The 20,584-nt window shown below is 73.6% G+C and carries 10 protein-coding genes and 2 pseudogenes; 5 read left to right on the forward strand and 7 right to left on the reverse strand.

Annotated elements, in window-relative coordinates; genetic code table 11:
• Positions 1-173 precede the first annotated feature (173 nt).
• From ACQPYK_RS27570 to ACQPYK_RS27590, 5 genes are all read right to left on the reverse strand, one after another.
• On the reverse strand, positions 174-2,150 hold the full coding sequence (locus ACQPYK_RS27570) for an SWIM zinc finger family protein (protein WP_433236722.1): 1,977 nt from the start codon (positions 2,148-2,150) through the stop codon (positions 174-176).
• Positions 2,147-5,992 (reverse strand): DUF5682 family protein, encoded by a 3,846-nt coding sequence (locus ACQPYK_RS27575; RefSeq protein WP_433236725.1) that lies wholly within the window; start codon positions 5,990-5,992, stop codon positions 2,147-2,149. Before ACQPYK_RS27575 ends, ACQPYK_RS27570 begins: the two co-directional genes overlap by 4 nt.
• Positions 5,989-7,167 carry an AAA family ATPase gene (locus ACQPYK_RS27580; RefSeq protein ID WP_433236728.1) on the reverse strand — a complete coding sequence of 393 codons (1,179 nt, stop codon included), beginning with the start codon at positions 7,165-7,167 and terminating at the stop codon, positions 5,989-5,991. Before ACQPYK_RS27580 ends, ACQPYK_RS27575 begins: the two co-directional genes overlap by 4 nt.
• A gap of 169 nt (positions 7,168-7,336) precedes the next feature.
• Positions 7,337-12,232 carry a DNA-binding protein gene (locus tag ACQPYK_RS27585; RefSeq protein ID WP_433236731.1) on the reverse strand — a complete coding sequence of 1,632 codons (4,896 nt, stop codon included), beginning with the start codon at positions 12,230-12,232 and terminating at the stop codon, positions 7,337-7,339.
• A gap of 8 nt (positions 12,233-12,240) precedes the next feature.
• The gene (locus ACQPYK_RS27590; protein WP_433236734.1) at positions 12,241-13,149 is read right to left on the reverse strand and encodes a DUF4132 domain-containing protein; all 909 of its coding nucleotides are present in this window, start codon (positions 13,147-13,149) and stop codon (positions 12,241-12,243) included.
• 299 nt (positions 13,150-13,448) lie between these two features.
• On the opposite strand from ACQPYK_RS27590, the gene ACQPYK_RS27595 reads away from it, so the two are divergent.
• The 3 genes and pseudogenes from ACQPYK_RS27595 to ACQPYK_RS27605 all read left to right on the forward strand — a co-directional run.
• Positions 13,449-14,477 (forward strand): LacI family DNA-binding transcriptional regulator, encoded by a 1,029-nt coding sequence (locus ACQPYK_RS27595; RefSeq protein ID WP_433236736.1) that lies wholly within the window; start codon positions 13,449-13,451, stop codon positions 14,475-14,477.
• Positions 14,478-14,494: 17 nt separating this feature from the next.
• Complete coding sequence (locus ACQPYK_RS27600; protein WP_433236739.1) at positions 14,495-16,099, forward strand: FAD-dependent oxidoreductase; 1,605 nt, start codon at positions 14,495-14,497, stop codon at positions 16,097-16,099.
• A 55-nt stretch (positions 16,100-16,154) separates the two neighbouring features.
• A pseudogene (locus ACQPYK_RS27605) lies at positions 16,155-16,766 on the forward strand (IS701 family transposase); the annotation flags it as partial.
• A 244-nt stretch (positions 16,767-17,010) separates the two neighbouring features.
• On the opposite strand, the pseudogene ACQPYK_RS27610 reads toward ACQPYK_RS27605, so the two are convergent.
• A pseudogene (locus ACQPYK_RS27610) lies at positions 17,011-17,493 on the reverse strand (IS701 family transposase); the annotation flags it as partial.
• 38 nt (positions 17,494-17,531) lie between these two features.
• Positions 17,532-18,596, reverse strand: coding sequence for a PucR family transcriptional regulator (locus ACQPYK_RS27615; protein ID WP_433236742.1), 1,065 nt, complete (start codon positions 18,594-18,596; stop codon positions 17,532-17,534).
• Between the two features lie 156 nt (positions 18,597-18,752).
• Here ACQPYK_RS27615 and ACQPYK_RS27620 point away from each other — a divergent pair, with 156 nt between their 5' ends.
• Together ACQPYK_RS27620 and ACQPYK_RS27625 are read left to right on the forward strand one after the other, a co-directional pair.
• Positions 18,753-19,565, forward strand: a complete 813-nt coding sequence (locus tag ACQPYK_RS27620) for an SDR family NAD(P)-dependent oxidoreductase (RefSeq protein WP_433236745.1) — start codon at positions 18,753-18,755, stop codon at positions 19,563-19,565.
• A 66-nt stretch (positions 19,566-19,631) separates the two neighbouring features.
• Positions 19,632-20,522 (forward strand): M24 family metallopeptidase, encoded by an 891-nt coding sequence (locus ACQPYK_RS27625; RefSeq protein WP_433236748.1) that lies wholly within the window; start codon positions 19,632-19,634, stop codon positions 20,520-20,522.
• Positions 20,523-20,584 lie beyond the last annotated feature (62 nt).

Consider the following 20,584-nt stretch of genomic DNA (forward strand, 5'->3'; position numbering starts at 1 on the left):
CGGACACCACACGGCGGGCACGGCGGGCCGCCCCGTCGCCGACCGACCGGCGACGGGGGAGGTCACCGGCCGGCCGCATCACCTCCCTAAGGACGTTTCACAGCGATCCTGAACAGCCGTGGCAGGCGGCCCGGCCGCCGCGAAGCGCCTTCCGGATCCGGTGAAGCGGCCGATCAGGCCTGGTCGGCGTGCCAGGAGGCCTGGACCAACGCCTGATCGGTGGCGGCGAGATGAATCGCGGCCGCCAGCCAGGCCCACGCGTACCCGTCGGGGCCGGAATCCGTCAGCCGTCCGAACACGTCGCGGCCGCGACGATCGGCCTCGGCGGTGAGCGCGGCGGCCAGCTCGGCGGCGGCCGCGAACCCCGCCCGGCGCAGCGGGGCTCCCTGAGCGTGGGAGTCACCGCTGCGCGCGGCTTCGGCGACCGCCCGCCGGCCTCCGGCGACAGCGAGCTCGACCAGCCGGCGAACGCGCCACAGCGGGGCGCCGGCCACCGGATCCGCCTCCGCCTCGGAACCCGCCGGCCACGGCGGGCAGACCTCGCGCGGCGGGAGATGGGAGCCCTGCAGGCGGTCGTACCCGAGGTCCGCACGGCCCTGCCATTCGGCGGGAAGGCGCAGCGTCGCCTCGGCCCCGGGTACCGCTCCGACCGCGAGCGGACGCAGGGTGGCCGCCCGGTCGGGGTCCAGCCTACCGACCACCCGTACGAGCATGCCGGGCCGGGACGCGAGCTGCCGCAGGTTGGCGACGTGCGCCAGGTCCGGATGGGAGCCGGCCGGAACGAGCCGGATCAGCGGGCCGTCAGGGCGCGTGATCGCCGGTGGCCGCCCTGCCGATCCGTCGTCGGCCGGATCAGGTCCTTCCGGCGGCGTTCCGGCCGGCGACAGCTCGCGAGCGAGCACGTGGTCACCCGCGGCACCGATGATCACCAGATCGCATCCGACCGGTTCGCGAACCTTCTCCGCTTCCGACTCGCTCCAGGCCTGCCCGGAGAGCCGCGCGCCGGCCGCCTCGGCCAGCGGGCGGGCGAACAGGGCGGCCAGCGGCCCCGCCGTCCACGGCATGCCGGTGATCGGCGTGGCGCGCACGCCGGCGCCCGCCCCGAGACGGCCCTCCGGCGAGACCGTCGCTCCGGCGATCAGCAGTCCCGCCCGCGCCAGTTGCGCGTGGTTCAGCGTGGCCGCGCCGATGGCGACGGTCGCGGTGGCGGCGCCACGGGCGCGAGCCGGCCCACCCGGTTTGACGTCGGCCACCGAGAACCAGCGGCCGTCCTCCGTGAGGAGATGGGTGACCACACCGCCGTAACCGGTGCTGCTGATCACCGGCTCCCGGAAGACGCCGTAGACACGCAGGCTCCCACCCTGCTGGTAGCTTCGGCGGACGCTGCCGATCAGCGCCGGGTCGGGGTCGGCCGCGGCCAGCCTGCCCGCGGTGAGCAGGAGTTCGCGAAGCGCGGACGCCAGGTCCGCCAGGCGGTGGCCGTCGTGGCGGTCGCGCGCCGCCCGCAGGCCGCGGACGACGCGCAGGGCGGCGGCCTCGGCCTTGGGCAGCCCGGCCAGGCGGGCGGTGTGCGCGGCGCGGAGCAGTTCCGCCTGGGGCACCGCGCCCGCCGCGGGCACCCCGGACGACAGCACGGCGGCAGCGGCGGCCCACAGCCCCGAGGCGGCCGCCACCTGCGCGGCGGTGGGTCCCGCGGTCGTGTCGGCCGCCGTCCCGTCCGGGGGCGGATCGTCGCGTACGACGGGGTCCTCCGTTCCGGGATCCCCCTCGCCGGGTGGTTCGGGCGCCGCGTCCACGCCTGCGTCTGCGTCCGCCACCGGGCAGGCGCTGAGCACGGCCGCGCGATGCAGGCAGCGCGGCGCCAGGAGGCAGGTGCACCGCGCCTGGTCCTCGTCGAGGATCGCGCCCGACGGTCCCGGCGAGAGGGTGACCACCGCGTCTTCGCCGCAACTGATCCGCACGTCCTCGCCGTCGGCGACGGCGGGCATGGCGGCGGACGTTGCGGCGAACACGGCGGCGTACTGCCCGATCGCCGCGTCCAGCTTCTTGCGGAGTCTGGAAGTGAGGCTCTCGACGGCGGCGGCGACCACGTGCGGTGCCGCCGGCGGAAGCTGTCCGGCCGAGGAAACGGCTGAAATGGGGGAATTCACCGGGGTTCTCCGCGGAGACGGTCGCCCACCCATCGGGCGAGGGCGAGCGGGCTGAGGGCGGCGACGGGCATGCCGGCCGTGACGAGCTGCTGGGCGACGGGAAGGGAGTAGCGGGGAACGCCGCTGTCGTCCAGGGCGGCACAGCCCAGCAGATGGACGCCGGAACCGGCCAGAGAGCGGACCTCGCCGAGCAGGCCTCCGATCGGGTAACCCTCCTCGAAGTCGCTGACGACCACGACGAGCGTGCGGCTCGGCACGGTGACCAGCGAGCGGGCATGGGCGAGCCCCGCGGCGATGTGCGTGCCACCGCCGACCCGCACTTCCAGCAGCAGAGAGAGCGGGTCGGCGACCTGCCCGGTCAGATCGATCACCTCCGTGGAGAACGACAGGAAGTGGGTGGAGAGCGTGGGCACACCCGCCAGGACCGCGGCGGTCAGCGCGGACCAGACCACCGACGCCTCCATCGAGCCGGACACGTCGACCACGAGGATCAACCGCCAGTCGGCCTCCCGGCGGGCCCGGGTGCTGAACACCGGCCGCTCCGGGACGACCACGAGCCGGCCGTCGTCCATGCGGCGCGTGTGCGGCAGGTTGGCCCGCAGGGTGCGCGGCATGTCGAGCCGGCCGCCCGGACGGTGGGTCGGACGCGGCGTCGCCAGCCCGGTCAGAGCGGGCCGCAGCCGGGTCGCGAGCTCCCGGGTGAGCTCGGCGACCAGGCGGCGGACCAGTGGCCGGAGCTTGGCGAGCTGCTGCTCGGGCAGACCGCCCGCCAGCGACAGCACGGAGGTCAGCAGCTCGATCGACGGCCGCACCGCGGCCGGATCGAGCTCGGTGAGCACATCGGTCCGGCCGGCGTCGGCGGCCCGGGCCAGCACCTCCTCGCGCACCTCGGCTCCGAAAAGGACCTCCAGTTCCTCGGCCCACTCCCGGGCGGTGGGGAAGGGATCTTCCCTGCCGCCGGAGTCGCCCCCTCCCCCGGCGCCCTGCCCGAAGTCGTCGGCGCCTTCGCCCCGTCCCGCTCCGTACAGCTCGTCCAACGCCCGCGCGTAGGAGCGGGCGCCGGCCGGGAGCCGCTCGATCTCCCGGCCGAGCAGCAGCCGCCAGCGGTCGGCCGGCGCGAGCCTTCGCCGGGCGACGGGTTCCGCGCCCGGCGCCGCGCCGGGTTCCGATCGCGCCGACGGCGCCTGCAGGTCGTTCGTCTCCTCACCGTCCCGTACGGCCCGGCGGTTCGGCGCGGGTGGTCGCGGCCCCTCGGTAGACGCGCCGGCCAGGGCGGGGGCCTCGGTTGATGCGCCGGCCAGGGCGGGGACGGCTGGGGGGATGAGCTGGGGGACGGGAAGCCGGAGCGCGTGCAGGGCGGCCAGCCCGGCGGAGTCGGCGCGGCTCCAGAGGGCGAGCAGCGCGGGCGGGGCGCTCAGCGCCAGGTCGAGCCGGTCTCCGAGGCGCTCGGACACGGCCCCCAGCAGCCGGGTACGGCCGGCGGGGGTGAGGGTGTCGAACCCGCCGCGCAGCGCCGGCAGCCGGTCGAGGAACTCCTTGTCGGCGAGGTCGTCGATGCGGTCCATGAGCGGGTCTAGGGCCGCGGGCGCCGACTGGAGCAGCGGTCCCGCGGCCGTGAGCACGCCGGTCAGCAGGCGGCTCAGGCGGTGGCGGCCGTCCGGCCCGGTGGCGGCGCCGACCCATCCGGCGGCCCGGGCACCGAGGGCGCCGGGACCGTCCAGGTCGAGCAGGACCCGGACGGCCAGGGCCGCTCCCCGCACGAGGGGGGAGGCGGTGCGCGCGAGCTCGGCCAGGGTGGCGTCCATCCGCAGCCCGAGGCGGTCCTCGCCGGCTCGGGTGGCGAGGGCGACCAGGGCGACCGCGTCCTGCGGCTGGTCGCTGCCGGCCAGGCCCGGCAGGGCGCGGATCGCGGCCTCCATCAGGGTGCCGGCCAGCTCGGCGGCGTCCCGGCGGCCCTGCGGCGTGGTGCCCGGAAGATGCCGGCGGCGCAGCGCCTCGAGCAGGTCGAGGGCCTCGACCAGTTCGGCGAGCGTGGCGGTGGCGGGAAGCGCGACGGCGGCCAGACGGTCCGCGACCAGCTCGGGCAGGTCGCAGCGGGCCGCGGCGCGCAGGCCGTCGAGGACCAGGTCGCAGGTGGGCCCTCCTTCGGCGGACGCGCGGCGGAAGGTCTCCCGCAGCGTGCCGGCCGTGGCCTGAGCGAGGGTCACCCCGCGAACGCCCGCCAGGTCGAGCAGGGCCGGGACCGCGGGGGTCCAGGAGAGCCGCCACCTGGTGGTGAGCGCGGTGGAGTCACCGGTTCCGGTCACCTCGATCGGCTCGCCGTAGCCGACGCCGCAGACCAGCAGGCGTTGCAGCGCGACCTCCCGGCGCGCGTCCAGCTCGGAACGGAGCGGGTCCAGGCGCACCTCACGCCGTTCGGGGTCCTGCGGGCACGGGAGCCGAAGCCCGGCGAGTTCGGCCTCGACGGCGGGACCGAGTCCCGAACGCGGCGTGCCGGGCGCGATCCGGCCGCGGTCGGTGCCGACGAACACCGTGTCGAGGGCCCGGGCGAGGGCCCGTCCCCGGCCCAGGGGCTCCCCCTGGCCGAGCACGGTCGTCACCGCTTCCAGCAGCTCGCCCCGTCCCGGGGAGGGCAGCCCGCGCAGCCGCGCCAGGTCGCAGGCGAGCCGCAGCGTCTCGACGGCCTCTCCGGTCCCCGCGGTGTGCCCGGCGGAGCGCAGTTCCCGGCACAGGCCGGTGATCGCGCGGGCGGCGCCGTCCCTGACGCGGTCCGGGTCGCCGCCCGCGGTGAAGACCGCCTGCTGCCATCGAGGGTCACGAATGCCCGCCGGGTAACCGGACCGCGAGTCGAGCAGGTCGAAAGCGTACGGAACGAGCGAGGTGGCGGGCGGCGGCCCGGCGTGCGCGGGCGGGGCGGGTGGGCGCGAGGCGATGGCGTCGCCGGTGGGCGGCGGTCCTGGTGTCGCGTGGCCGCCCGCCGTATCAGGGGGCGCGGCGGCGTCGGCCGGTCCTGGCTCCACGGTGTCGGCGACGATCAACGCGGAAGCGTGGAAGGCTCCGACCACGGCCGCGACGCGCCGCCCGCCGGCCACGGCGTCCTGAAGGACACGGCGCATGTGCGCCTCGCGCGCCAGGTCCCTGGTCGATACCCCGCCTGCGCCCTCGGCGTCCCGGCGCAGCGCCCAGCCGACGCCGAGGGCGGCGCGGCGCACCGCCTCGGGCTCGCATCCGGGAGCGAGGACCTCCACGGCCCGATCCCACATGTCGTCCCCCTCTCGGCCGGTGCCCGCGGCGGCCAGCGCGTCGGCGAAGGACACCGCCCGCGGGGGCGCCGCACCCGCCGGCGCCGGAGCCGCGTCCGTTCCCGCCGGCCGCGCCGGGCCGGGGGTCGGGGCCGCGCCGACCGCCTGTTCCGTGCCGGTCGCCTGCCAGCCCGGATCGGACAGCGGGAGGTCGCAGCAGAGCACCTCCGCCCCGCGCTCCCGGGCCCAGCGGATCGCCACCAACTCCGGTGAGAAGTCCGCGAACGGGTAGAAGCCGAGCCGGCCCTCTCCGTCGGCCCCGGCCAGGGCGACCGGCGCGACGGTCCCCGGATCGGCCAGATGCGCCAGCCACTGCTGGAAGTCCACCGGCAACTCGACGCAGACCACTTCGGCGTCGGCGGCGTCCAGCAGCGCGGGCAGGGCCACGGCCAGCGCGGGACTGTGGTGGCGCACCCCCAGCAGGTACGGCCGGGCGCAGGAGGCCAGCGCGGCGACCGCCCGCCTGGGGTCGGCGTCTCGGACGTCGTGGCCGGATCGAGGAGCGTCCCGGCCGGACTCCGGCTCGCTGTGGCCGGTCAACGGAGGTTCTCCCGCAGGTCCCAGAGCCGGCGCCACATCGCGGAGCCGTCCTCGGCACGGCGTCGCACCGGACCGTCCCAGTATCCGAGCAGCCGCCCGTGGTCGGCGGGGTCGTCCTTGCGGACGACGCCGAGCAGGTGCCCCGGCAACAGGTCGAGGACGTCGCCGCTCGGCAGATACGCCGCGGCGACCCCCAGCGAGGCGGCGACCTGCACGGCTTCGGCGGTGGACATCACCGTTCCGGGCCGCTCCACGTCCCAGCCCTCGCCCGATCGGCCGGAGCGCAGGTCGCGGAAGACCGTGACCAGCGCGTCGAGTACGGCGTCGTCCACGCCGAAGGCGGCTCCCGCCCGCTGCACGACCGCAGTGGCCTGGTGGCGCACCAGGGAGGTCTCCGCCTCGGCGTCCGAGATGGGGTCGACGGTCTCGAAGTTGAAACGGCGTTTCAGCGCGGCCGACATCTCCGAGACGCCGCGGTCGCGCAGGTTGGCCGTGGCGATCACGGTGAACCCGGGGGAGGCCGCCACCTGGGCGTCGGCGGTGCCGGCGAGTTCCGGCACGCTGAGCCGCCGGTCGGACAGGATCGACACCAGGGCGTCCTGCACCTCCGGCAGGCAGCGGGTGATCTCCTCGATCCGGGCGACGCGTCCCGCGCGCATGGCCGTGAGCACCGGGGAGTCGACCAGCGCGTTCCGGCTCGGACCCTGGGCGAGCAGCAGGGCGTAGTTCCAGCCGTAGCGGAAGGCGTCCTCGGTCGTCCCGGCGGTGCCCTGCACGGTGAGGGCGCTGGTGCCGCACACGGCGGCGGCCAGCAGCTCCGACAGCATCGACTTGGCGGTTCCGGGCTCGCCGACCAGCAGCAGGCCGCGTTCCCCGGCGAGGGTCACCACGCACCGTTCGACCAGGGCGCGTTCGCCGACGAACTTGGCGGCCACCTTCAACCGGGCCGGAATGCCGTCACCGGCCCTCACGCGCCGGTTCTTCGGCAGCTCCAGCGTCTCGTCGCCGCTGCCGCAGATGAAGGTCACCACCGCGCGTGGCGTCAGCGCCCAGCCCGGCGGGCGGGGTCCGTCGTCGTGGGCGGCGAGGAAGGCGAGCTCGGTGGCGTACCTTTCCTCGGCCGCGAGCACCTGCCGGGCCGGAGGGACCGTCGCCTGGTCGTCGGTCAGGGTCATGAAGAGAAGTCCTTGTGCTTGAGATGGTGGATCTGGGAGATGCCGCCCGTGACGGGCGGCCTGACGGTTCCGGGTGTCCCTTCGCACGGCGGCGAGGGCCGGTCCGATCCGGCGGCGCAGGCACGGCCCCCGGACGGACCGGGGGCCGCGCCTGCGCAAGAGTGCGGGCTCAGCGGCGCCTTCCGCGCTTGACCGTGAGCTCCTCGAACCGGGGGGCGTCGCCGTCCCCGACCCGCTGCCAGGCCCTGCGGTACAGGTCGGCGGCGGGTTCGCCCGGCACGAGCGGCGTGCTCCGGCCCGCGCTCAGGTCGAACAGGGGGAGCTTCCACTGCTCCAGCGGAAGGTGCGGCGTCTTCAGCTCCGTCCAGCCTCCGGGCAGGAACAGCGAGCGTCCGGCCCGTGCCCGGCTGGCTTCGACGACGAGGCCGGTGGTGGCCAGTTCGGCGCGGGCCGCCTTGAGCCGGGCGGGCTTCCAGCCCGTCCAGCGGGCGACATTGCGGTCGGCCGGGTCCGGCATGGCCAGCAGCATCAGGTACACGGCCGCGGCGTCCTCGCCGAGGCCGTGCTCCTTCGCCGCTTCGACGACCAGTTCGGGCACCGACCGGGTGGGATCCTGCGGCCACCACGTTCCGTCCGCGGCCCGCTCCCCCGCCGCCGGATCGCCCGGATCGGCCAGGAGCGCCTCGAACCGCGGGTCGTGGGCGGTACACAGGGCGACCTCGGCGGGGAACGACCCTTCGGACCCGATCAGGGCGCGCAGGTAGGGGTCGTCGCCGGCCGCGTCCAGCAGGGCCGTGCGGATGGCCGGGGCGGGGCGGTCGTCGTGGGTGGCCATGATGAGGGCGCCGTATCTTTCGTACCCCTCGCCGGTCTCGGTCGGTGCTCCCGCGGCCTTGCGGAACTCGGGAAGGTCGACATAGCGGCCGAGGTCGAGCATCAGCCCCGGGCCGGCCAGCCGGTCGCGGAGCGCGGCCAGCGCCCTCGGCAGCGCGGCGCGGATCGGGTCTCCGGCGGGGAGCCGGTGGGCGAGCCAGCCGGCCGTGGCGACGGCCATGACGAGCGTGCTCGCGGTGAACCCGGCGGCTCCGTCGTCGACGGGATGGACCCGGTCGCCGCGGACCTGCCAGGCCAGGTCCCGGCTCAGCTCCGGCGTGGCGGCCGGGTCGACGAGGGCGCCCAGCGCCCGGTTCGCGTCCCATCCCGTCTTCACCGTGCGGGCCGCCTCCCCGAGAAGCCATTCGGGAATCGCCGTCCGCCGTCCCACCTTGCCGTTCCACACCTCCGCCGCGGCGGCCACGTCCGGGCCGTCCGTCCAGAGTCGGGCCGGATCGGCGGGCAGCAGCACCGCGACGACCGCGCGCCGGACGCCGGCGTCCACCTTGCGCAGTTCGTCCTTGGCGACGGCGGCTTCGGTGACCTTCACCCCGATCACGGCCCGCACGTCCTTGGTGATGAAACCCCGCTCGTACACGTCCACGTTCGGCATGCCGGCCACGATCAGCCGGGCGGACGTCGGAGAGACGCCGGTGAGCCGGGCGAACTCCTCCGCGGCCTCGGGCCGCCAGGGCGCCGGGCCTCGCGCGGCCAGCTCCGCGAGGAACGCCTCGAGCCAGCCCGCCTGCCGGACGTCACCGACCGGGCAGGAGGAGCGGACGGTGTAGGGGGACGGGACGGTGAACCGGCCGGCCGGGTCGTGGAACAGCGCCGTCAGCTCGCAACCGGAGTCGTCCACGGACACCCGGTTCACGAAGGCGGCGAACGCGCCGCCGCCCAGCGGCAGCACCCCGAGCCACGTGCCGTCGCGCATGCCCCCGTCGGCCGTGGTCAGGTGACCACGGTCGAGATGCAGCGACAGCCGGCGCCACCGGGAGGGGTCGGCCGCGGTGGGCAGCCCCCGGTCGCGCAGCTCGCTCAGCAGCCGGTGCAGTGTGGTGCGGTGTTCCTCCTCGATCGTCACCGCCGCGGTCCGGAACGCCAGGGCGGCGAGGTGGTCGAGCAGGGGATCCCATCGGTCCGCGTACGGCGACTGCGGCAGGTCGAGGTGGAGGCCCGGGAAGGGGTCCGGGGAGTCCTCGGCCAGCGCCTGGCCGATCTGCTGTATCTGCCGGAAGACGCCGTCGGTCTCCAGCCAGTGGCGCGAGTAGGAGTAGGAGGTGAGCCCTCCGAGGCCGCTGAGCGCCTGACCGAGCAGCTGGTCGGTGGGGCCGGCGAGCGCCTCCTCCCGGTGACCTCCGGCGAGTGCCTCGGAGAGCCTGGTCGCGACGGCGCGCAACGCGGCCTGCTGGGCGGCGGCGAAGCGCGTGACCCCGGCGATGCCGGCCACCAGCGCCTCGTGGCTCACCTGCGGCAGCAGCGTCCGGATCCGGGCCCGCAGCCCTTCCTCCTCGGCTTCGCCGGTGACGCCGGCCGCTTCCAGCAGGGCCGCCGAGGTGTCCCGGTCCATGCGGCGCAGGGCCGCCGAGCCCTCGGGGTCCCTCGGCCGGAGGTGGTGCCAAAAGCGCAGCGGCGGCAGGATGAGGGTGCCCGCGGCGAAGGAGCCGGGAGCGCCGTCCGTCTTGGCCTCGGCCGTGACGACCCCGTCCTGGTCGACCAGGGCGACCGCGTAGCTGCCTCTCTTCACGACGGCCAGGGGCCGGTCGTCCCCGGGAAACGTCAGGGCGCGTACCGGCGCGCTGCCGAGCGGCACGGTGACGGTGCGGCCGGAGAGGTCCTCACCGCGCGTCGACCCGTCGGGCAGCCGCACCACCCGCCAGCCGAACAGGCCGCCCACCGGAGTGCCGACGGGGGTGGCCTCTTCCGAGGAGGCGGGAAGCAGCCAGCCCGAGTGGAACACGCTTCCCGCCGGGGCGGCGCGGAGCGCGTCGGCGAGGAAGCCGGGCATGCCCTTCCTGCCCCGCTGCCCGCTGACCGGGTCGTACTCGTACCAGTCGGTGCCGGCGTAGTTCGACTCGTCCCACGTCCACACCCAGAACGAGGTGCCGTCGGTGATCACCGACCGCTCGCCGGGTACGGCCGTGTCCCCTCGGTGCAGCGCCTCGAAGCCGGTCGCCCGCCCGCCGCCGGGCAGCGGCAGGGTGACCGGGTCGTCGCCCCGGTACCAGTCCATCCGGGTCCCGCGGACGTCGCCGTCGCCTCCCAGCTGCTGAAGCCGTCCGGCGGAGGTGTGCCAGTAGCCGCGCAGCCCGTTGTCCAGGTGCCGGGAGTGCCAGTAGACGAGCAGTTCGCCGTCCACGTGGTGGAAGCCGGGATCGCCGCCCCAAAGGTCCCCGTTCGGGATGCGCAGGTCGTGGGTGAGCACGGCGCCCTCGGCGTCGAGCACCCGCGCCTGCGAGGACCCCGCGACGATCAGATGCGGCCAGGCGTCGGCGACGACGAGGTCGTCGACGTCCTTCTTCGGCACGAGGGTCGCGGCCGCCTCCTCCCAGGCCGGCCAGCCCAGCTCGTCGAGGAGCCCGGCCTGGAGGGCCCGGGCGAGCACCGACGCGACGTCCGCCCCGGCCGCCCGGCGCACCTCCTCCTCGGCCAGGACCAGCGCCTCGCCGGGCAGCCAGGCCAGCCGCCGCATGGCGGCGGGCAGCTCCGGCAGCCCCGCGGCCGACGAGCGCAGGGCCACCTTTCGCATCCACTCGGCCAGCATCGGCCGTCCCCCGGGGGATTCCGCCAGGAGGCGGACGGCCCGCCGGCCGTGGGTGTCGTCGTTGAACCCGTCGGCCGCGCAGTGGAAGGCGGGCTCGAAACGGGCGTCGGCGGCCAGGGCGAGCAGATCACGCTGTCCTTCGTCCTTCGCCCAGTGTTCCAGCCACAGCGTGCCGTTCTCCCCGGGGTCGGCCACCGGGACGTTCAGGGCGAGCAGCAGGTCCAGCAGGTCGGTGTCGTACTCGATCGTCGGCGCCTTGCGGCCCGGCTCGGCGAGTTCGGTCCGCAGCCGGTCGGCCACCCGCTCCACCAGCGCGTACAGGCCGGGCAGCCGCGGCGGGAGTCCCCAGGCGTGGTTGCGGGCCCGCAGGAACCTTTCGAGCCAGCCCGAGGTGCCGTCACTCGGACGCTCCCGCTCCGGCACCTCGCCGTCGGCCAGGCCTGCGGTGGCGCCGGACCTCTCGAGTATCTCCAGCCACAGGCTCGCCAGCTCATGATCCCTGGCCTGCGGCATGACGTTCAGCAGCGTCCCGCGGACCTCGGGCTCCCGCCGGCCCAGTGCCACGATCGCCGGGAGGTGAGCCTTCCACCAGCCCGTCGCGGCCCGCTGGGTGGCGGGCAGGCCGAGCAGCTCGGCCAGGTAGGACTGTTCCTCCTCGTCCGCGTCGGCCCCGGCGGCCTGGGCGAGCCGGCGCAGGTCGCTGGCCATCTGCGCCGACGGCGGCAGTCCTCCCGCGGTGCGCCGCACGCACAGGCGCGAGAACCGGCGCAGCGCCTCGTCCGCGGGCAGCCGGCCGGCCAGCTCCTTGGCGTATCCGGACAGCACCTTGACCGGTAGTGCCCCCGCGAGCGCGAACTCCAGGAAGACCACGTCGAGCCGGTCCTCGTCCACCGCGAGCCCGTGCTCCGCCTCGGCCTTGCGGGCGTGGGCGAACATCTGCGCGGCGTAGGTGGAGTTCTCCACGCTCAGGAACACCCGGCCGGCCTGCTCGTAGAACGTGGGCAGGAAGTGCGGGACGGACGCGGCCAGCCGGCCGGCCAGCTGCCGGTAGGCGTCCAGCGCGGCCTTCGGCTTGGACTTCGCCTGCCGGGCCGTGCGCTCCAGCTCGGGTACGACGGCGAGCGCGTGATGCCCGTCTTCGGGGTGGTTGACCAGCACCCATTCCGGGAAGCCGAGGGAGCGTCGCGCCCCCAGCCCGACAACGACGGGCTCTCCGTCCGGCTCCAGGCCCAGAAAGCCCGCCGCCAGGTCCTCGGCCGCGCCGAGCTCCCCGGCGACCAGGCGTACGACCACCCGGTCGTCCAGCCCGGGGTGACGGTAGCGCCGGGCGGTCAGCGGCACCGCCCGCTCACCGCTCCCCTCGGTGTCCGGCGGCAGCACCGCTCCCGCCTTGAGGAGTTCCCCGGCCGTGGCCTCCGCCGCAGACATGTCCCCGCTCACGCGTCCTTCCCCTCTTCGATCTTCCGCCCGGCGTGGAGCGCCGCGGCCATCCGCATACCCTCCGACCAGGCCACCGGGCCGACCTCGCGCAGCGGAAGCGACCTGCCGTCCTGGTCGTGCCAGGTGAGGCCGCCCGTCGTCACCTCGTCCTCCCAGTACGGCTCGCCGATCCACACGGCCGCCTCGGCGATCCGTCCGCCATCACGGACCCGGCAGGTGGCGTAGCCTCCGGACACCCGGTAGCCGAGCGAGGTGGCCCGGGCCGCCAGACCGAACCGGGAGTCGTACTTGCCCCCCGCGAACTCCGTCACGTCGGTCGCCTTCTCCGCGAGCTCCGCGGGGTCGGTGGGCTTGCGCCAGGTGGCGCGATGGATCTGCTCGACCTTCTGGACCACGCCGAGCTCCGCGGCGAACTCCCGCAGGTCGTCCAGATCGGGCAGCAGCACGGGGTGCGGCAGGGTCACCGTGCGCGGAGACAGCCGGACGGTCTCGCCGTCCAGGTTGACCACCCGCAGTTCCCCGGAGTCGGTGGCGTCCCGCAGGAAGCCGACCTCGTCCGGGTCGTCACCGACCACGGCCAGGTCACGCAGGGCCGACTGCCACACCTCGTCCGGCCACACACGGGCCAGCAGCTCGGTGGGGACGGGCAGGGACGACACCATCCAGATGTCCACCTGCGCCACGCACGCGGCGGCGTGCCGGTCGAGCCACTCGGCGAAACGGCGCAGCCGGTCCACCTCGGGATGCTCCCGCACCGCCTTCGGCAGCGACTTCAGCCGCCGCCCCGCCGCCCTGCCGGAGGTCGCTCTCGCCGCGACCCTGCCCTCTATGAGGGCGACTTCGTACCCGTCGCCCGCCGCCAGCCAACCCAACGGTTCCACCCCTCGCGGTTCAAGATCTGTCAATTCTGCAAGGGTTTTCGACCCCTGCCGCCGTGATGCGCGGAACGCTAGCGATCTCCACCGACAAACGTGTTCACATTCGGCCACAACCCGATGGATCGGGGTGGAGCGGACGAGGGTCGCGATGTTCGCGACCGTCCGGATCGGCTCCCGGCGGGGCCGGGGCGAGCCGGCGACGCGGCTCGACCCGGGGAAGTTCCCGCGCCTGGTCTTTGCGGGGACTTGACGAGGCGCTTGCCTTCCGTCCAAGGTGGAGGGCATATTTGCTAATACGCATTACCACCCGATGGGACGCTCGAACCGTGACCGCCTCCAGCCGTCGCCTCACCCAACAGGACATCGCCAGGATGGCCGGGGTGAGCCAGACCACGGTGTCGCTGGTCCTCAACAACCGGGCGGACGCCGGCACGCGGATCCCCCCGGAGACGCGCGAGCGCGTACTGCGGGTGATCAGGGAGACCGCATACGTCGCCGATCCCGTCGCGCGACGACTCGCCGACCGGCGCAACCGCATCCTGGGCGTGTTCACCTACGAGGCGGTCTTCCCGCCCGGCGGCGCCGACTTCTACCACCCGTTCCTGCTCGGCATCGAGGAACGTGCCGAGGAGGCGGGCTGCGACCTGCTGCTCTTCACCGGCGCCGGGGTGTCGGGCCCGCGGCGGATCTTCAGCGCCGAGAGCCGGGTACGGCTGGCCGACGGGTGCGTGCTCCTGGGCCGCACCGTCGACCGTGACGATCTGGCCCGGCTGTTGCGCGAGGGCGTCCCGTTCGTGTCCGTCGGCCGTCGTGACGACGCGGGCGCGCCGGTGCCGTACGTGGGCGCCGACTATCTCCCGGCGGTGCGGGCACTCGTCGAGCGCGCCGTGGACCTCGGTCACCGGCGGCTGGCCTATCTCGGCCCCGGAGCGGGCGCCGAGTCCTCTGCCGACCGCCTGCGCGGGTTCCGCGAGGCGGTGGCCGCCACCGGCTCCGGCGGAATCCGGACGCCGACGGCCGGCCGTACCCCGGACGACCTTCTCGACGAGCTGATCGGGGCCGGGACGACGGCGGTCTTCGTCGAAGCGTGGGCCGACGGCGTCGCCATCGTGCGGGCGGCCCGCAGGCGGGGCGTCACCGTCCCCGGCGACCTGTCGATCCTCGCGCTCGGTGTCCCCACACGTCCCGTCCGCGTCGGCTTCACGGGATTTCGCATCCCCCGGCGCGAGATGGGCCGCAGAGCCGTCGAGTTGCTGACCGAGGTGCTGGAAAGCGGCGGGACACCACAGGAACTGCTGCCCTGCGAGCCGGTCGACGGGGTCACGCTGGCTCCGGCCGGATGCCGAACGAGATGACAGGAGAGATCCCCCAGGTGGTTGAGATATCTGCGGACGCGGTGGTCGTCGGCGGCGGGCTGGGCGGCGTCGCGGCCGCGCTGGCCCTGCTGCGGGCCGGCCGTACGGTGGTCCTCACCGAGGAACACGACTGGCTGGGCGGCCAGCTGACCAGCCAGGCCGTGCCGCCGGACGAGCACCCCTGGGCGGAGCGCTTCGGCGTCACCGCGAGCTACCGGGCGCTGCGCGACGGCATCCGGCGCTACTACCGGGAGCACTATCCCCTGACCGAACGGTCCCGAGCCTGGCGGCACCTCAATCCGGGCGCGGGACACGTGAGCCGGCTCTGCCACGAGCCCAGGGTCGCGGTCGCCGTGATCGATGCGATGCTGGCGCCCCACCGGGGGTCGGGACGGCTGCGCGTCCTGCAGCCCTACCGCCCCACGGGCGCCCAGGTCGACGGCGACACGGTGACCGCCGTGGAGCTGGAGCACCGGCACGGAGGCGGCCGGATCACCGTGTGCGCGCCGTACGTCCTGGACGCCACCGAGACCGGCGAGCTGCTGCCGCTGACCGGCACCGAGTACGTCACGGGGTTCGAGTCGCGGGCCGAGACCGGCGAGCCGAGCGCGCCGGCGGTGGCGCAGCCGCTGAACATGCAGGCCGTCTCGGTGTGCTTCGCGATCGACCACGTCGACGGGGACCACACGATCGACAGGCCCGCCTCCTACGACTTCTGGCGGGACTACCAGCCCCCTTTCTGGGGGGACCGGCTGCTGTCCTGGCGGTGCCCCAAGCCCCAGACGCTGGAGATCGTGGAACGTTCCTTCACCCCCAACCCCGACGACGATCCCCTGCTGATGGACGCCGACCAACGGCACGGCGAGGGTGATCTCAACCTGTGGACCTTCCGCCGGATCGCCGCGCGCCGCAACTTCGCCGCCGGCGCCTACGCCAGCGACATCACCCTGGTCAACTGGCCGATGATCGACTACATGGAGGGGCCGGTCATCGACGTGCCGGACGCCGACCGGCACCTGGCCGCGGCGCGCGAGCTGTCCCGCTCGGCCCTGTACTGGCTGCAGACCGAGGCGCCCCGCCCGGACGGCGGCACAGGGTTCCCCGGCCTGCGGCTGCGCGGCGACGTGACCGGCTCGGCCGACGGCCTGGCCCAGGCCCCCTACATCCGGGAGTCACGGCGCATCCGCGCCCTGTACACCGTGACCGAGCAGGACCTGTCGCTGGCCGTCCGCGGCGACAGGGGCGCCGTCGGCTACGACGACTCGGTCGGCATCGGGATGTACCGCATCGACCTGCATCCCTCCACCGGGGGTGACAACTACATCGACGTGGGCTGCTCGCCGTTCGAGATCCCGCTCGGCGCGCTGATCCCGCGGCGCGTGACCAACCTCCTGCCCGCCGCCAAGAACATCGGCACCACCCACATCACCAACGGCGCCTACCGGCTGCATCCGGTCGAGTGGAACGTGGGCGAGGCCGCCGGCGCGCTGGCGGCCTTCTGCCTGGACAACGAGATCGCGCCGCACGCCGTACGGGAGAAGGAGGAGCTGCTCGCGGACTTCCAGCGAAGGCTCACCCGAGACGGTGTCGAGCTGCGCTGGCCCCGGGTGGCCGGCTACTAGTAGTACTTCGTTAGGTTGATTTGATCTTCGGTGGTGGGTTCGGCATGCTGCCCGCGTGAACGTGGAAGAGATCGAGCGACTCCGGGGTGAACTGGCCGCGTTCGTGGCCGAGGTGTTCGCGTCGGTGCCGCGCAGGGATCAGCGAGCCAAGGGCGACTGCTATCTGCGGGGGCTGATGCTGGATGGCCGACGCAAGTCGATTCAGCCGATGGCCGAGCGGCTACCGGACGGCGACATGCAGGCCTTGCAGCAGTTCGTCAACCAGTCGCCGTGGGAGCACGCCGCGGTGTTGCGCGCGGTGGCCCGCAAGACGGTCCCGATCGTCGGTCCACAGGTGTGGGTGATCGACGACGTGTCGTTTCCCAAGGACGGGAAGATGTCGGTGGCAGTGGCCCGCCAATGGTGCGGGGCGCTGGGCAAACAGGCCAACTGCCAGGTCGCGGTCAGCCTGCACGCCGCATCCGACACCGCGTCCGTGCCGATCTCCTGGCGGCTGTTTCTGCCGCGGGAGTGGGCCGGCGATGCCGGGCGCCGGGCCAAAGCGGGGGTGCCCGAGAGGGTGGAGCACCGGGAGAAGTGGCGGCTGGCCCTGGACCTGATCGACGAGGCGATCGACTGGGGCCTTGTCCCGCAGGTGATTGTCGCCGACGCCGGATACGGCCAGAACACCACCCACCCGAACCAACCTAACGAAGTACTACTAGTGCAACGGCGCTTAAGTGATGAGGTGACCGCGTCTTCGGTAGTGAGAGCGTTGGGCTTAGGCTTGTCGTCGGCGCCGCCAGCGTGACCATCCGAGAACATGGCCAGGTGTATGCATGGGCTGCAGGAGAAGGTGGACCAGCAGGCGACGGGGTTCGTTAACGGTCAGCGGGATGAGGTCATGATCCTCTGGTGGGATGTCGGCGCCGGCGTGGCTCCGTCCAGAACCGAAGGCTCTTGGCCTGGCCGTAGGCTTCATCGGCGGTGAACCACGTGAAGGGCACCTGCGCCTCAAGAGCCCGGGTGAGCATGATCTTGGCCAGGTGGTGCCTGGTGGCGAATGGAACATGATCGGGTACCGCGGCCTGCCGGCAGCGCGGCCGATCGTCGGTCCAAGAGGTCGGCAGGTACGGCTCCCAGTCGATCAACACCCGGCCGTGCGCGGAGGCGTAGGCCAGGAACACGCCGATCTGCCAGTTCTCGGTCCGGCCCGCCGTACCGGAGTATTGCCGTTGCACACTGGCCGAGCGCACGCCCTTCTTCAAGAACTCGGTGTCGTCAATGATCAGAACACCGTCGCGGTCGGCGAGATGATCCATCACATAGTTGCGCAGGTCGTCACGGACCGCATCGGCATCCCAGTCCACGGTGCGCACCAGCCGCTGCATGCCGTCCGGCCTGATCTGGCCGGCGAACCCGACAAGCAGCAGGCCGAGCGCAAGGGCCTGCACTACGCCTGAGTCAGGCCGCGCAGGGTGGGGAGCAGTGCAAGGGCCACCCGCAGGTCCAGGGTGTCGCGGTCGATGCTGCGGCCGAGGATCTGCTCGGCCTGGTTGACCCGGTAGGCGACGGTGTTGGGATGGATCATCAGCCGTTCGGCCGTCCGGGTGCGGCTGCGGTTCTCGGCGAGATACCGCGCCAGCGTCATCGCCACCCGGAAGGTGGTCTCGTCGTCTGCGGTGAGGCGTCCGAGTACGCGGGTGACGAAGGCGTGGGCCTGCTCGGCGTCGACGGTGCTGAGAGCGGCGACGGCCACGTCCTGGTAACGGGTGACCGGTGCGGCGTGCGGCTCTGCCAGGGTGACCACTCGGCGGGCGTGGGTGGCCTCGATGTGGGTGCGGCGGAAGCCGTCCAGACCCTGCGCGGGGTCGCCCAGCGCGATCCGGAAGCCGAGATGGTGGCGGTTCAGTTCGTAACGCAGTCGGGTGGCGGCCCGGCGCTGGTTGCGCTCGCGCTCGGCCAGGATCGCGTCGATCGCATCCGCGCGGGCCGCGGCGGCGCTGCGCATCCACGCCTCACGTTCGGCCTCATAGAAGCGCTCGGCCTGGGTGACCGCGGCGTCGATGTAGGCGAAGAGCCAGCCCGACGCCAGATCGAGGGCCACGGCCTGCTCCGTCGCGTCGGCGGCACGCGCCGTGATCCGGTCGAACAGCCACCGCCACACCATCTCGTGGCCGATCCGGTAGGACCGTAGGACCGCAGCGAGTGCGACCTGCCGCTGCACCCCTGATCGGGCCGCCATCACGGTCGCGGCCGGCAGGGGGGCCAGACGCGGGTCTCCGCCCTGCGCGATCACCTGGGCGAGCAGCCGGATGCTGGCCTCCGTGCTCCTGATGCTCTCGACCGTCGACTCGGCGTCCGGGAACCACTGCGGAGCCTCGGCCTTCAGGGCTGCGGTGGACTGTTCCGCCAGTGCCCGGGCTTCCGCGGCCATCTCGACGGCGATCGGGTGCAGCGCGTTTCGCCATGCCTTCTGAGCAGAGGGTTTCCGCGCGGGCGCCCACTCGATCTCCACGGCGGCGAGTCTACTGCGGGTCCGGTCACGGGCGAGGAGCCGCTTGTGGTCGGGCGCCAATCAGTCCGGCAACGTTGGTGTCCCAGCACAGGACCGCCGGGCTCGGCGCGGCTTACGGTCCCGTGCATGCCCAAACCGCGTATCAAGGCGTCAGACTTGACCGAGCGTACAGTGGTCGTTACGGGAGCCGGCAGCGGCATCGGCCGGGAGCTGGCGCTGCTCTCCGCCCGTCGTGGGGCGAACCTCGCGCTGTGCGATCTCGACGAGCAGGGGCTGGCCGAGACCGCCGAGACCGCCCGGGCCATGGGCTGCGACGTGTTCACCCGGCGTGTCGACGTGGCCGGGGCCGAGGACATGGCCGGCTTCGCCACGGGCACCCTCGACCGCTTCGGCGGTGTGGACCTGCTGGTCAACAACGCCGGCGTGGGACTGCTCGGTGGGTTCCTCGACACCAGCCGCAAGGACTGGGACTGGCTGGTGTCGATCAACCTCATGGGGGTCGTCCACGGCTGCCAGGAGTTTCTGCCCGTCATGATCGAACGAGGCAGGGGCGGCCATGTCGTCAATCTCTCCTCCACCGCGGGCCTGCTGGCGAACCCAGGGCTGTCGGCGTACAGCACGACGAAGTTCGCCGTGTTCGGCCTGTCGGAGACGCTGCGCATCGAGATGCGGCCGTACGGCATCGGGGTGACCGCGGTCTGCCCCGGCGTGATCAACACCAACATCACCCGGTCCACGCCGATCCGTGGTGCCGCCGACGCCGACAAGCGCCGCGAGCACGTGGCCGCCCTGTACCAGAAGCGCGGCTACACCGCCGACCGCGTGGCCCGCAACATCCTGCGCGCCGTCGACCGGAACAAGCCGGTCGCCCCGATCGCCGCCGAGGCCCACCTCAGCTACTGGCTGTCCCGGATGGTTCCCCCGGCGGGCCGCTGGCTGTCCGCCCGCCTTGCCGCGCTGGCCGAGTGAGCTCGGCGCCGGCCCCCTCCGTCAACCCCCACTCCGCCCGCGACGCATGTCCCGAGAGGTCGCCGCATGTCCAAGGAAACCTTCAGCGAGCAGGAACTGGCCGACATCAAGACGGCCCAGCGACTGGCCTACGACGCGGTGGCCGCCGTCGAGGCGCAACTGTACGAGGGAATCACCGAGAAGCAGGCGGCACGCGCCATCGAGGACTGGCTTCGTGACCACGGCGTGAACCGCTTCTTCCACTACGGCTTCGCCTGGTTCGGCGACCGGACCCGGTTCCGGAACTTCGACCGGCCCCCGTCCAGCGCACTCGCCACCTTCTTCAACCCCAAGATCGCCCACTTCGGCAAGCAGTTCCTGCCCAGTGACCGCCGGCTGCGCCGGGGTGAGGCCGTCATCCTCGACGTCGGGCCCGTGGTCGGCGGATTCGCCTGCGACATGGGCTACTCGTGCAGCCTCGGCGGCGAGGACAGCGAGGAGTTCCACCAGGCCCGGATGGCACTCGAGCCCTACCGCGCCCTGATCCTGGAGCTCGTCCAGCGTGGGGCGGTCCAAGCCGAGATCTACAAGCAGGTCGACGAACTGATCACCGACCAGGGCTACGAGAACATCCACAGCTACTACCCCGGCTCGGTCATCGCCCACAAGGTCGGCAAGGTCCCCGGTACCCGCCTACCCACCTTCCGGATCAACGGTTTCAGCCCGCAGGCTCTCGCCTACCTGAGCGGACACCTCCTCTCCTCCGCGATCCGGCCGCGCCTGAACCACACGCCGCTGTGGAACGAGGCCTCCTCCCGCTCCTGCGAGCCCGGCCTGTGGGCGGTCGAGCCGCACATCGGCAAGGGCGAGATCGGCGTGAAGTGGGAGGAGTTGCTGGTCGTCACCGAGGACGGCGCCTACTGGCTCGACGACGACCTGCCGCACACGCGCTACTGGCAGCAGCACCGGGCGGGATAGCCACCGGCCGCAGCACGGCTGTGCTGTCTGAACGCCCGTCCCACCTGTTCACCAACCGGAGG

This window comes from Streptosporangium sp. CA-135522 (genome assembly GCF_050949235.1).
Lineage (GTDB): Bacteria > Actinomycetota > Actinomycetes > Streptosporangiales > Streptosporangiaceae > Streptosporangium.

Bases quoted from the DNA above. Each gene is read 5' to 3' on its own strand.
- ACQPYK_RS27580 (WP_433236728.1), bottom strand. From the start codon at position 7,167: ATGACCCTGACCGACGACCAGGCGACGGTCCCTCCGGCCCGGCAGGTG.
- ACQPYK_RS27585 (WP_433236731.1), bottom strand. From the start codon at position 12,232: ATGTCTGCGGCGGAGGCCACGGCCGGGGAACTCCTCAAGGCGGGAGCG.
- ACQPYK_RS27625 (WP_433236748.1), top strand. From the start codon at position 19,632: ATGTCCAAGGAAACCTTCAGCGAGCAGGAACTGGCCGACATCAAGACG.